This is a genomic window from Streptomyces diacarni (genome assembly GCF_003323715.1).
Lineage (GTDB): Bacteria > Actinomycetota > Actinomycetes > Streptomycetales > Streptomycetaceae > Streptomyces > Streptomyces diacarni.
This window is the reverse complement of record NZ_QOIN01000034.1, coordinates 184,115-196,522: the sequence shown is the minus strand read 5'-3', so window position 1 is coordinate 196,522 and position 12,408 is coordinate 184,115. Positions and strand designations below refer to the sequence as shown.

General features: G+C 73.2%; 11 protein-coding genes and 1 riboswitch. Of the genes, 9 read left to right on the top strand and 2 right to left on the bottom strand.

What is annotated here, in order from left to right:
* The first annotated feature begins 33 nt into the window (after nt 1-33).
* Nucleotides 34-1,056 carry a helix-turn-helix transcriptional regulator gene (locus DTL70_RS07535; protein ID WP_114021062.1) on the top strand — a complete coding sequence of 341 codons (1,023 nt, stop codon included), beginning with the start codon at nt 34-36 and terminating at the stop codon, nt 1,054-1,056.
* Here DTL70_RS07535 and DTL70_RS07530 read toward each other — a convergent pair.
* Complete coding sequence (locus DTL70_RS07530) at nt 1,047-1,994, bottom strand: SDR family oxidoreductase (protein WP_245979088.1); 948 nt, start codon at nt 1,992-1,994, stop codon at nt 1,047-1,049. The genes DTL70_RS07535 and DTL70_RS07530 overlap by 10 nt on opposite strands.
* A gap of 188 nt (nt 1,995-2,182) precedes the next feature.
* Here DTL70_RS07530 and DTL70_RS07525 point away from each other — a divergent pair, with 188 nt between their 5' ends.
* From DTL70_RS07525 to DTL70_RS07505, 5 genes are all read left to right on the top strand, one after another.
* Nucleotides 2,183-2,704, top strand: a complete 522-nt coding sequence (locus DTL70_RS07525; protein WP_114021116.1) for a DUF4240 domain-containing protein — start codon at nt 2,183-2,185, stop codon at nt 2,702-2,704.
* A 58-nt stretch (nt 2,705-2,762) separates the two neighbouring features.
* Entirely contained in the window at nt 2,763-3,650 is an 888-nt protein-coding gene (locus tag DTL70_RS07520; RefSeq protein WP_114021060.1) for a TIGR01777 family oxidoreductase, read from the top strand.
* 166 nt (nt 3,651-3,816) lie between these two features.
* Nucleotides 3,817-5,385, top strand: a complete 1,569-nt coding sequence (locus DTL70_RS07515) for an FAD-dependent oxidoreductase (protein WP_425470328.1) — start codon at nt 3,817-3,819, stop codon at nt 5,383-5,385.
* A 192-nt stretch (nt 5,386-5,577) separates the two neighbouring features.
* Nucleotides 5,578-5,814, top strand: a complete 237-nt coding sequence (locus DTL70_RS07510) for a hypothetical protein (protein WP_114021115.1) — start codon at nt 5,578-5,580, stop codon at nt 5,812-5,814.
* A 160-nt stretch (nt 5,815-5,974) separates the two neighbouring features.
* Entirely contained in the window at nt 5,975-7,069 is a 1,095-nt protein-coding gene (locus DTL70_RS07505) for a DMT family transporter (protein WP_114021058.1), read from the top strand.
* On the opposite strand, the gene DTL70_RS07500 is transcribed toward DTL70_RS07505, so the two are convergent.
* On the bottom strand, nt 6,964-9,222 hold the full coding sequence (locus tag DTL70_RS07500; protein WP_114021057.1) for a terpene synthase family protein: 2,259 nt from the start codon (nt 9,220-9,222) through the stop codon (nt 6,964-6,966). The two genes, DTL70_RS07505 and DTL70_RS07500, sit on opposite strands and share 106 nt — an antisense overlap.
* 169 nt (nt 9,223-9,391) lie before the next feature.
* Between DTL70_RS07500 and DTL70_RS07495 the strand changes: the two genes are divergently transcribed.
* The 3 genes from DTL70_RS07495 (at nt 9,392) to DTL70_RS07485 (ending at nt 12,407) form a co-directional block, all read left to right on the top strand.
* Complete coding sequence (locus DTL70_RS07495; protein WP_114021056.1) at nt 9,392-10,123, top strand: DUF7873 family protein; 732 nt, start codon at nt 9,392-9,394, stop codon at nt 10,121-10,123.
* 448 nt (nt 10,124-10,571) lie between these two features.
* A riboswitch (cobalamin riboswitch) is annotated at nt 10,572-10,751 on the top strand.
* Nucleotides 10,752-10,818: 67 nt separating this feature from the next.
* On the top strand, nt 10,819-11,352 hold the full coding sequence (locus DTL70_RS35090; protein ID WP_181860825.1) for an ATP-binding cassette domain-containing protein: 534 nt from the start codon (nt 10,819-10,821) through the stop codon (nt 11,350-11,352).
* Nucleotides 11,349-12,407, top strand: coding sequence for an ABC transporter substrate-binding protein (locus DTL70_RS07485; protein ID WP_114021055.1), 1,059 nt, complete (start codon nt 11,349-11,351; stop codon nt 12,405-12,407). Before DTL70_RS35090 ends, DTL70_RS07485 begins: the two co-directional genes overlap by 4 nt.
* Nucleotide 12,408 lies beyond the last annotated feature (1 nt).

The window sequence follows — 12,408 nt, the reverse complement described above, 5'->3', positions numbered from 1 at the left end:
GCGGGACAAAGAACGCGGGGAGGGGTATTCACTATGCGGGCAGCGCGGCTGATCAAAATGGTGCTGCTGCTGCAGGCGCGCAGGGAGATGACCGGCGGCGAGCTGGCCGCCGAGCTGGAGGTCTCCGAACGCACGGTCGCGCGGGATGTCCTCGCCCTGTCCGAGGCGGGCGTGCCGGTGTACGCGGACCGGGGCCGTGCGGGAGGCTACCGGCTGGTCGGCGGCTACCGCACGCGGCTGACGGGGATGGGCCGCAGCGAGGCGGAGGCGCTGTTCCTGTCGGGGGTGCCCTCGGCGCTGCGCGACCTGGGTCTGGACGACGCGGCCTCGGCGGCGCGGCTGAAGGTCTCGGCCGCGCTCGATCCCGCGCTGCGGGACGTGCACGAGGGGTCCGCGCAGCGCTTCCACCTGGACGCGCCCGGCTGGTGGCAGGCGCCGGGGACGCCGCCGCTGCTGCCCGCGCTGGCCGACGCCGTGTGGTCGGACCGGCGGGCCGCGGTGCGCTACCGGCGCGGGGACGAGCGCGGCGGCGAGGTGGAGCGGGAGCTGGAGCCCTACGGGGTGGTGCTGAAGGCGGGCCGGTGGTATCTGGCGGCCCGGGTGCCGGCCGACGCGGCGCACCCGGGCCGCGAGGCCTGGCGGGTGTACCGCGTCGACCGGTTCACCGAGGTCGCCGTGCGGGACGCGCACTTCGTCCGCGATCCCGGCTTCGACCTGGCCGCGTTCTGGGCGGAGCGCGCGGCGTCGTTCGCGCGCTCCCTGCTGCGCTCCGAGGTGACGCTGCGGCTCACCGCGGCGGGCACCCGGCGGCTGCGGCACGTCACCGACAGGGCCGCGGCCGACGAGGCGCTGGCGGCCGGCGCAAGCGGGGCGGACGGGCGTACGACGGTGGCGCTGCGGGTGGAGAGCGAGGAGGTCGCCTTCGGCCAGCTCGCCGGCCTCGGCCCGGAGTGCGAGGTGCTGGCGCCGCCGTCGCTGCGTGCCAGGGTCGCCGAGGCGGCGCGGCGTGCGGCGGCGCTGTACGGGGACCTGCCGCCGGCCGGGGGTCAGCGGTAGCCGGTCACGTCGGCCGGTTTCCCCGCGAACTGCACCTCGGCCAGGTAGCGCCAGGCGTCGGGTGCGGAGCCGTCCTCGTCGGTGAAGCCGTAGACCTGGGCGAGTCCGCCGCTGGAGAGGGACTGCCCGTTCCAGCGCGCCACGTCCGGGTCGGCGGCGAGGGCGGCCACGGCGCGGCCGACGAAGGTCGGGGTCTCGGAGATGGCGAAGTGCGGGTCGGTGGCGCAGCCGTCGCGCCAGTTCTCCTCCGTCACGTGGAAGTGGGTGTCGAGCATCGCCTCCGAGCGCAGCCAGCCCGGGGTCAGGCACACCGCGGTGGTGCCGTACTCGGCCGTCTCCTGGGCGAGCGCGCGGGCCATTCTCAGGGGCGCGGCCTTGGCCAGGTCGTAGGAGAGGGGCTCGCGGTAGTTCCGGTTGGACTCCTCGGTGCCGTCGGTGACCTCGATCAGCAGCCCGCCGGGGCGTCGGGTCAGCAGGGGAAGCGCGCAGGCGCTGGTGATCAGGTGGCTGTCGATGCCCAGCCGCAGGACGCGGAGCGTGTCGGCCAGATCGTGTTCCCACAGCTTCTTGCCGAAGCCGACGAGGTGGTCGCCGCCCCACAGGTCGTTGACGAGGATGTCGAGCCTGCCCTGCGCACGGTCGATGCGGACGATCAGGTCGCGCACCTGTTCGGGGTCGAGGTGGTCGACGGCGACCGCGGTCGCCGTACCCCCGCCTTCCCGGCCCGCCTCGCACGCCAGCTCGGCCGTCTCCTCGATCGTCTCGCCCGTCCTGCCGACCTCGCTGGCCCGCGCCCGGGTGGTCCGCCCCGTCGCGTAGACGGTGGCCCCCGCGCGGCACAGCTCGACGGCCATGGCCCGCCCCGCGCCCCTGGTGGCACCCGCCACGAGGGCGGCCTTTCCGGCCAGCGGCCCGCGAGAAGCGTTGGATTCGTGCACCTGTTCCTCCTGGAAGTCCGGGCGTCGCGCGGTACGACGGGGAACACGCTCGCAGCGATACCGGACACCTTCCGTCGGGTATGCGAACCGCGCACCGGACGCCGTGGCACGGGCCGGGTAACGACACAGCCGCATCTGGCGCACTCCGCGTGCATCGCGGCCCCGCAGGCCCGATGCTGGGGGGCGTGATGGACGAGACGGAGTTCTGGGCGCTGATCGACTCCACACGCCGGGAGGCGGACGGCGACCCCGAGGAACAGGCCGACCTGCTCGTCGAGCGGCTCACCCAGCTCGACCCCGACGCCGTGACCTACTTCGCCCGCCACTTCGAGTCCCGCTACAGCCGCGCCTACCAGTGGGACCTGTGGGCCGCCGCGTGGATCCTGCTCGACGGGGCGAGCGACGACGTCTTCGACGGGTTCCGCTGCTGGCTGATCGGCCAGGGCAGAGAGGTCTTCGAAGGTGCCGCGCACGACGCGGACGCCCTCGCCGGGCTGCTGGCCGACTTCGACGAGGAGTTGGACGGGGACGGCGAGGACCTGGGCTTCGCCGCCGACGAGGCGTACGAGCAGCTGACCGGCACCGTCCTGCCCGAACTGGGCCTGCCCGAGGCGCCGGCCGACCCCGCGGGCGTCCCCCTCGACCTGGAGAACCGCACCGCGCTGGCCGAGCGCCTGCCGAAGCTGTGGGACCGCTTCCGGAACGACTGACGGGCCGCGAGGGGCCCGGCGCCCGGGCCCGCGCGGGCGCATGCGCCAGGATGGGTCCATGCGAATCGCGGTCACCGGTTCCACCGGACTCATCGGCACTGCGCTCACCCGGTCGCTGCGCGCCGAGGGACACGACGTCCTCCGGCTCGTGCGGCGCCCCGCCTCCGCCGCCGACGAGGTCACCTGGCATCCGCGGGAGGGCCACGTCGAGACCGCGGGGCTCGTCGGCTGCGAAGCCGTCGTCCACCTCGCGGGCGCCGGCGTCGGCGACCACCGCTGGACGGAGGCGTACAAGCGCGAACTCCGCGACAGCCGGGTGCGGGGCACCCGCACGCTGGCCACCGCCCTCGCCACGCTGGAGAACCCGCCGCACACCCTGCTGCTCTCCACGGCGATCGGGTACTACGGCGACACCGGGAACCGCGCCGTCGACGAGTCGGCAGGGCCCGGCGACGGTTTCCTCTCCGACCTGTGCCAGGACTGGGAGGCCGCGGCCAGGCCGGCAACGGACGCGGGCATCCGCACGGTGTCGGCACGCACCGGTCTGGTCGTCGCCCGCGGCGGCGGCGCGTGGGGACGGCTCTTCCCGCTCTTCCGCGCCGGGCTCGGCGGGCGCCTCGGCACCGGCCGCCAGTACTGGAGCCACATCGCCCTGCACGACCACGTGGCGGCCCTCCGCTTCCTGCTCAACCACGCCGACCTGTCCGGTCCCGTCAACCTGACGGCCCCCCACCCGGCCACCAACCGGGAGGTCACCGCCGCCATGGGGCGCGTACTGCACCGTCCCACCCCTTTCGCGGTGCCCGCGCCCGTCCTGCGGCTCGCGCTCGGCGAGTTCGCCGGGGACGTGCTCGGCAGCCAGCGGGTGCTGCCCCGCAGGCTGCTCGACGCCGGGTTCCGGTTCGCCTTCCCCGACGTCACCGCGGCCATCAGGGCAGCGCTCTGATCTGCACGGCCCCGGGCGCCCGCGGCCATGCATCCGGGCGCCCCCCGCGCGACGTACCGCGCACGCTGTTCCCACACCAACCCTCGAACACGGGTATGAGCCACGCGCACCGGGGCATCAGGCAATGAGCAACCGGACCCGCACGCCGTCGACGTCGGGAGGGACAGTGCCGATCAGCAGCGCACAGACGAACCGCGCAGGCACGGGTGGTGGGCCTCGGGCGGACGAAGCCGGCCGGGAGCAGACCGCGGACGTGGTCGTCGTGGGTGCCGGCCTGGCCGGGCTGGCGGCCGCCTACCGGCTGACCCGCGCGGGCCTGCGCGTCGTCGTACTGGAGGCGGCGCCCCGGGCCGGGGGGCGGCTCGCGACCGACGTGGTGGACGGCTACCGCCTCGACCGCACGCCCGGGGTGCTGGACCTGGCCCAGGACGGTGCGGCGTTCGCGGGGCTGCCCGCGCTGGACGCGCTCGACCTGCGCCCGTTCGCACGGGGCGCGCTGCTGCACTGCCAGGACCGTACGCACCGGGTCGCGGCACGGCCCTGGCCGCGCGGCGCGGGGCGCGTGCCGGGGGGCGAGGGTCCGTATCGTCCGCAGGGCCCGCGAGGGGGCGAGGGGCAGGACGGGGCGACCCGTACCGCGCGCCTCGACCGGCGCACGAGGGGCGCACAGAGCGCGCGAGGCGCGCTGTCGACCGCCCGCGCACTCGGCGGCGCGCGCAGCCGCGCCGACATGTCCGACGCGTTCGAACTGGCCCGGCTGCGCGGGGCGCTGGGCCGCTTCGCTTCGGCCCCCGCGCAGGGGCTGCTGCTGCGCCCCGAACTGACGGCAGGCCAGGCGCTGTCCGCACGCGGGCTGCCGTCCCGGGCGGCGCGGACGCTGATGCGCCCGCTGCTGACGGCGCTGCTGTCCGACCCGGAGCTGACGACCTCCAGCCGGGTCGCCGACCTGACGCTGCACGGCTTCGTCCGCGGCGGCCTGGGCGTCCCCGCGGGCGGTCAGGCCCAGGTCTGCGCACTGCTGGCCGCGGCGCTGCCACCGGGCACGGTACGCACAGATGTCCGGGTGACCTCGGTGAGCACGCACGCCGTCGGGACCGAGCGGCACGGCACGTATCCGTGCGAGGCGGCGCTGGTGGCCACCGGCGCCCGGTCGGCCGCCGGGTTGCTGCCGGGGCTCAGGGTGCCTGATTTCCACCCGGTGACGGTGTTGCACCACGCCGCGGAGGAACGGCTGCCGACCGGCGCGGCGGGCGCCTCCTTCACGGTGTGCGCGCAGCGGCGGGGTGGTGCGCGGTCCGGCGCGGGGGAAGCCGGGGCCGAGACCGATCCCGTGAGCCACACCTGGGTGGCGTCGGCCGTGGACCCCTCGCGCGCCGGTCGCGGGCGCACGCTCGTCACGTCGGTGGTGCTGGGCGAGCGGTCGGCCGCCCCCTCCGCGGCGCTGGACAAGGCGGCACGCGCGCAACTGGCGGGCGTCTACGGCACGTCCACGGACCGGTGGGAGCTGCTGGCGGCGTACCACGACCCGGAGGCGGTCGTGGCGATGCCGGCCCCGCACGATCCCCGGCGTCCCGTGCGGGTGCTGTCGGGGCTCTACGTGTGCGGAGAGCACCGGGACACCAGTACGCCGCGTGGAGCGGTCGGTTCGGCGCAGCGCGCGACGGAGCAGATCCTGCGCGACTTCCGGCTGCCGGCGCCGCCGCCGGGAGCGGTGGAGGAAGAGACCGCAGCCTAATCGAACAGGCGTCCCGAACTCCGGGGTGACCAGCGGGTTTTGTCAGTGGGGGCGGGTAGAATTCAAGGAGTTGCCAGGGAGCGCACCGACGCATCGAAGGAGCCGTCGATGACTGCTGTCCGTACCCGTACCTCCCGTTCCCACACCCGTCCCACCGGCCGCCCGCGGCACCAGCAGCCGCAGCTGCCGGCCATGTCCACGCTGCCGACCCTGCCGAAGAAGCCGCTGCCTGCAGGGCGGCCGCGCGCGTGGTACGTGGCGCACAACCGCCACCTGAAGGCCATGCGCATCGCCATAGCCCTGCTCGACACCGGCGTCTACACCGCCGAACAGGCGTGCGACCACACCATCCACGCGACGGCGCAGCGCATCGGCGTGCACCCGCCGTCGCCCGTCACCTGTCGCCTGGTCCGCTCCCTGCTGCCCTGAACACCGCTCCCCCGCCCCGGGAAAGCCCCCCGGGGCGGGCCCGCAGGACGCCGTCGCAAAACCGCTGGCGTCACTACCATCCTTGACTTACGGTCCTGACACGGAACGGTCCTGACGCGGACGAGCGGGCAGGGCCCGTGAGCCACGGAGGGAGCCTGGGATGGCGGCGGAGACGGTGGCAGGGAAGACGAGAACCGAGGCCGCGGCGCTGGCGGCGGCAGCGGTCACGGTCGTGCTGTGGGCCTCCGCGTTCGTCTCCATACGGAGCGCGGGCGAGCACTACTCCCCCGGCGCCATGGCCCTCGGCCGGCTCGGCGCCGGAGCGCTCGTGCTGTGCGCGGCGCTGCTGCTGCGGCGCGAGGGGCTCCCGCCGCGGGCCGCGTGGCCCGGCATCGCCACCTCGGGCGTGCTGTGGTTCGGCGGCTACATGGTCGCCCTCAACTGGGGCGAACGCCTGGTCGACGCGGGGACGGCCGCGATGGTCGTCAACGTCGGCCCCATCCTGATGGCGCTGTTGGCCGGCCGGTTCCTCAAGGAGGGGTTCCCGCCCCGGCTGATGGCCGGCATCGCGGTCTCGTTCGCGGGCGCCGTGACCGTGGGCCTGTCCGTGTCGCAGGGCGGCGACTCCTCCCCGCTGGGAGTGGTGCTGTGCCTGCTGGCCGCCATCGCCTACGCCATCGGTGTCGTCAGCCAGAAGCCGGCCCTGCGGCACGCCTCACCGCTCCAGGTCACCGCGTTCGGCTGCCTCATCGGGTTCGCCGCCTGCCTGCCCTTCAGCGGCCAACTCCTCACGCAGGCCGGCGACGCGCCGCTGTCCGCGTCGCTCAACGTCGCCTACCTGGGCGTCTTCCCGACCGCGCTGGCCTTCAGCACCTGGGCCTTCGCACTCTCCCGCACCACCGCGGGCCGCATGGGCTCCACGACCTACGTCGTGCCCGTCCTCGTCGTGCTGATGTCGTGGCTCGCCCTGGACGAGGTGCCCGCCCCGATCACCCTGGCGGGCGGCCTGCTGTGCCTGGCGGGAGTGGCGGTCTCCCGCTCGGGCCGCACCTCCCCCACCGCCCGGCGCCCGCGGGGGCGCCCCGAAGGGGCGCGGGGAACGGCGCGACAAGCCACAACCCACCCGCGGACCGCACACGACGAACAGACTCACCCCCTTGCCGGGACAAGCCCCCCGAAAGAAGCAGGGAGCGCGGGCCTGGCCGCCGACGTGCCCAGCCCCGCGGGGCCGTCGAACGGCCAGCCCGGCGCGTAGTGCCGCCGCAGGTCGCTCTCGGTGTAGCGGCGGCAGTCCCGGTGCCACACGAGGATGCCCGACATCCAGTTCTCCAGCTCGCGCACGTACCCGTCCAGCGCGGCCCGGCCGTCCTCCTCCAGGGCGAAGTCGTCGTAGAGCACGGGGAACTCGTGGGCGGCCACGTGCTGGAACTGCCTGATGCGGGAGGTCATCAGGTCGTCGACGATACGCAGCGCCGTCGGGTAGTCGCAGTCGAAGAAGTCACGGACGACGAGCAGCCCGTTGTGGATCTCCCCCTCGTACTCGATCTCCTTCTGGTACGAGAAGACGTCGTTGAGCAGGCAGGCGTAGTCGGCCGCCGCGTTCTCCAGCGACTTCATGGGGCCGCTGCGGTAGATCTCCTCCGGGATGCTGTCGGGGTGGGCCAGCCGGCACAGGCTCATCGTCAGGTCGGAGCCGAAGGTCCTGCGCCGCATCTCGACGTAGTCGACGGGGTCGGGGATGCGGTTGGCCGCCTGGTTGTCCAGCTCCCACAGCCAGCTCGCCGCCATGGTCTCGATGGCCGCGCGGAAGCGGCGGCGCTTGGCCACGGACATCGGGCCCGCCGTGCGCGCCCACAGGTCGGCCAGCGAACGCTCCAGCGGACCGGCGGGCGGCGGAACAGGCTCGTCTTCGACGGGCATGAACAGCGACAGGCGCTCGGTGCACACCTTGGCGCCCGCCAGGTCGCGGGTGCGGCCGAAGCGGACCGGATAGTAGTCGTCTCCCCACGTGCCCCAGGCCAGCCAGGCGGAGGAGAGGTCGAGTTGGTCCCGGGTGGCGTCGGGGTGGATGCCGGCGGCGCACAGCGGCAGGTCGTTGTCGCGGATCAGCTCCTCGTCCCACACCCGGCCGCCCGGCACGTCCGGCTGCGGGTCCAGCAGCCCCATCGCCCGGGCCCAGGTGACGACCCGTTCGCGCGCGCCGTCCAGGTGGGGGCTGAGCTGGGGTGTGAAGGGCATCTCGAAGGCGGGCAGCACCGAGGGGCCCGTGCGCTCGTGCGGTACGTGGGTGAAGGAGCGGACGCGCCGCGGGGCGGTGCGCGCGATACTGGCGAGGATGTCCGTCGCGGAGGTGCCCAGGCCCTCGGGGACGAACGGCAGGCGGGCGGCCGCCGGGCCGGTGTCCCCGGCGGCGGCCGCACCGCCGTTCATGTAGCGGCTGGAGCGCATGTGCCACTCGTGGCCGCCTGACTGCCAGTCCTGGAGGCCCTTGACGTACGCGGCGACGGCGGCCTGCTCCCCCGGGTCGAGGCCCTTGTCGGCGCAGAGCGCGGGCAGTTCGGTCAGTGCGGTGTGCTCGAACTGCTGGAGACGGGAGGTCAGCAGGTCGTTGACCGCCTCGGCCGACTCCTGGGTGGTGCAGTCCAAGAACGTCTCCAGCACGAGGACGCCGTTGGACAGCTCGCCCTCGTCCCCGATCTCGCGCTCGTAGGAGAACAGGTCGTTGCGCAGGTGGACGGCGTCGGAGAAGGTGTCGCGCAGCACGCACAGCGGGCGGGATCCTGCGACGGCGGCGGGCACCTCGGCGTGCGCGGCGAACTCCACGAGCCCCGCCGACCAGGGGGCGCCGCCGACCTTGCGGCGCATCTCGATGTACTCGACCGGGTTCGGCACCCGGCCGATGTTGATGTTGGACAGCTCCCACAGCGACTCGTTGAGCAGGTTCTCGGTGCTCACGGCGAACCGGGAGCGCCAGTCACGGGACATCGACGGCACGGTGCGCGCCCACAGGTCGGCGAGCCCGGCCTCGACCGGGTTGGTGGCCTCGGGCACCGCCGCGGTGTCCTCCAGCGGCATGAACAGCGGGAGCCGGTCCAGGTACGCCTTGCCGCCCGCGCGGTCCTGGGTGCGCTTGAACATCTCCAGGAAGTGGTCGTCGAAGAAGAAGACCCATACGTACCAGTCGGTGACCAGCGCGAGGTCGTCCTCGCTCGCGTCCGGGTGCGTGTAGGCGCACAGCAGCGCGTAGTCGTGCGCGTCGAGGTCCGCGGTGTCCCATACCCCGGAGCCCTCCAGCATCCCCTGCCGCGCCGCCCACTCGCGGGAGTGGGCCCGCGCCGCTTCCAGGTGCGGGTTGAGGCGGGCCGGGTACGGCACGTAGAAGTCGGGCAGTTCGAAGGGTTGCGACAACGTCCGGTCCCCCAGTCGCTCGATTGGCTGGCGGACTTGGCCTACCCGGGGCGAAGCGATCAGCATCCTTTTTCACCCGGACGTGGGACACGGCGCGGACAGTGCCGTGACGAGGCTGTCGAACAAATTCCGTGGTGGGCGGGCAGGTTGGGCTGCTAGGTTCGCGAACGTGGCGAAGCTGAATCAGATCATCGCAGTCGAGAAGGGCGTCAAGTCCAAGGTGGCCCAGGACCTGGCGCAGGCGCAGCACGGGCTGGGGAAGCCGCAGATGCTCGCCGGTATCTCGCGTACGTACCAGCCCAAGGACGAAGAGGGCGAGCAGCTTCCACCGGAGTCGACGCGGGTGCAGGTCAAGTCCGAGGATGTGCTGAAGGAAACGGCGAAGATCCTCACGCGGCTGTTCGACGTGACGGCGACGAAGGACTGGTCGAACCTCACGGCCCGCGCGGACATCGTCGTCGACGGGCGCACCGTGCTCGCCGAGGTGCCGGTCTCCTACCTGCTGTTCCTGGAGAAGCAGCTCGGCGAACTGGGCACCTTCCTGCGCAGGCTGCCGGTGCTGGACGGCGCGGAGGCCTGGGAGCGGGACCCGTCCACGGACTGGTGGAAGACCGAGCAGGTCCGTACCGTCCGCACCAAGAAGGTGCCGCGCAACCACGTGAAGGCGGAGGCCACCGAGAAGCACCCGGCCCAGGTCGAGGTCTACTACGAGGACATCCCCGTCGGGTACTGGACGACGGTCAAGTACTCCGGTGCCCTTCCCGCGCGGCGCGTCAACGAGCTGTTGGAGCGGCTGGAGAAGCTCTCCGCCGCGGTGAAGTTCGCCCGCGAGGAGGCCAACGCCACGGAGGTGACCGACCAGCGCGTCGGAGACGCCGTCTTCGGCTACCTCTTCTCCTGACCGCTCAGGTGCGCCGAGCGCGCACCGGTACCCCTCAGACTCCCCGGGCAAAGATTCAGACTCTTGCCGCCCGGGGTGCGCCAGGAGCGCAAAGCTGAAACTGAAGCTGATGTGTGAACCCCCGGCGGCACTGCCACAGTCAGGCCCCGGTCAGTCTCAACCTCTCGCTCCACGCTCAGCATCGCCGTTCATCGTCCGGCAACCGGGGCGGTGACGACCTCGAGACGCCGGTTCGAACCCGGCCGGCCGTTCTTCGTGCGGCCGTGGTGGAGTGGCTCCACGCGAGGACATCGCCGAACGATCCGCCCATCAACCGCTTGGGACGTGCGAACGAACGGCACCCAGGACCCCGGGGCCGGGTAAAGCCCCGGGGTCCCTTTTCGTCACTTCTCCCCCTTGCTTCCCCTTCCACCCCCTTGCTCCCCCTCACTCCGCGCCGCTGACCGCGTGGTACGTTGCAGCCGCCAGTCAAACCCTTGAACGGGTCAGGGAATCCGGTGCGAATCCGGAGCTGACGCGCAGCGGTGTGGGACTGGGGTGTGCACGAGGCCACTGGGGCACGGTCCCTGGGAAGGCGCACACTCCGACAGTCCCGAGTCCGAAAACCTGCTGGCACCCGCACTCCGGGACCTCGGAGGCGGTGGCACGCCGGGCTCCGCGACTGGGCCTTACGACGGAGAAGGACACAGCTCGCCATGCGCCGAACGCGCCGTGGGGCCCCGCGGGCCGCGGTTCTCGCCCTCGCTCTCCTGCCGGCCGTCACGGGCTGCGGGACGACGCTGTCGCCGGGAACCGCCTCGGACAAGGCCGGGCAAGCGGGCTATCCGCGCACGCTGCACAACTGCGGGCACGAGGTCACCCTGCAGCACCGCCCCCAGCGCGCCGTCTCGCTCGACCAGGGCTCGACGGAGATCCCGCTGGCTCTCGGCCTGGACGTGCGCCACCAGTTGGAGCTGCCGGCCCTCGTCGCCCGCAGCCCGGTCACCAGTGTGGTCGCGCTGCACGATCTGAACCTGGCGGCGATGCTCCGCGACCACCTGGTGGCGCTGCGCCGGGGCGGGGTGGTGGCGGCGGGCCCGCCGGGCGAGGTGCTGACCCGGGAGCTGATCGCCCAGGTCTACGGGGTGCGCTCGGTGGTGACCGCCGAAGGCGTAGGCGGGCGGCCCGCGGTGCGGTTCCCGCCCGAGGACGAGACGGAACCGGGGGAGACCGCGGAGGAGGCCTCATGATCCGGACCAGACGGGTGGCACGTGCCGCGACCAGGCGGGCGGATGCGGGATGTGCTCCGACCAGACGGGCCGGTGCGGCACGTGCCGCGCGCGGACTGCTCACCGCGCTGCTGCTGATACCGCTGGCCGCGTGCGGGAGCGGCACCCGTGCCGGCGGCGCCACCGGCAAGGACTCACCCGCAGGGTTCCCGTACACGGTCACCAACTGCGGGGTGAAGACGACCTTCACGGCGCCGCCCGAGCGGGCCGTGACCATGAACCAGCACGTCACCGAGGTCATGCTCGCCCTCGGCCTCCAGGACAGGATGGCCGGCACCGCCTACCTGGACGACGCGATCCTCCCCCGCTACCGCAAGGCGTACAAGGGCGTGGAGGTGCTGGCCGGCAAGTACCCCTCCAAGGAGGTGCTGCTGGCCGCCAACCCCGATTTCGTCTACGGCGGATACGCCAGCGCCTTCGACAAGACGGAGGGCCGCGACCGGGCCGCGCTCGAAGACGGCGGCGTCCCCACGCGCCTGAACCTGGAGGCGTGCACCGACCACACGGACATCTCCACCCTCCACAAGGAGATCCGCCAGGTCGCCCGCGTCTTCGGAGTGCCCGAGCGCGGCGAGGCCCTCATCGCGGCGCAGGACAAGCAGTTGGCCGCCACCGCGAAGCGGCTCGAGGACACCGGGAAGACGCGGGTCTTCGTCTACGACAGCGGCGAGGGCTCGGCGTTCACCGCGGGCGGCACCGGCATCGGCAACGAGATCCTGCGCCGGGCCGGTGCCCGCAACGTCTTCGCCGACGTCGACAAACCCTTCGCCGACGTCTCCTGGGAGAAGGTCGTGCAGCGCGCACCGGACGTCGTGGTGCTCTACGACTACGGCGGGACGACTCTCGCCCAGAAGAAGAAGCGGCTGCTCGAGGATCCGGCGCTGGCCGACGTGCCCGCCATCAAGCACCGGCGGTTCGCGGTGCTGCCCCTCTCCTCCGCGGTGCTGGGCCCGCGCGTCCCCGAAGCGGTGGACGACCTGGCACGCCAACTCCACCCGCGGCGAAACGGTGCCTGAG

Coding starts and splice junctions, on each gene's coding strand:
- DTL70_RS07520 (WP_114021060.1), top strand. CDS start 2,763: ATGCGAATCGCGGTCACCGGTTCCACCGGACTCATCGGCACTGCGCTC.
- DTL70_RS07485 (WP_114021055.1), top strand. CDS start 11,349: ATGATCCGGACCAGACGGGTGGCACGTGCCGCGACCAGGCGGGCGGAT.
- DTL70_RS07525 (WP_114021116.1), top strand. CDS start 2,183: ATGGACGAGACGGAGTTCTGGGCGCTGATCGACTCCACACGCCGGGAG.
- DTL70_RS07510 (WP_114021115.1), top strand. CDS start 5,578: ATGTCCACGCTGCCGACCCTGCCGAAGAAGCCGCTGCCTGCAGGGCGG.
- DTL70_RS35090 (WP_181860825.1), top strand. CDS start 10,819: ATGCGCCGAACGCGCCGTGGGGCCCCGCGGGCCGCGGTTCTCGCCCTC.
- DTL70_RS07535 (WP_114021062.1), top strand. CDS start 34: ATGCGGGCAGCGCGGCTGATCAAAATGGTGCTGCTGCTGCAGGCGCGC.
- DTL70_RS07505 (WP_114021058.1), top strand. CDS start 5,975: ATGGCGGCGGAGACGGTGGCAGGGAAGACGAGAACCGAGGCCGCGGCG.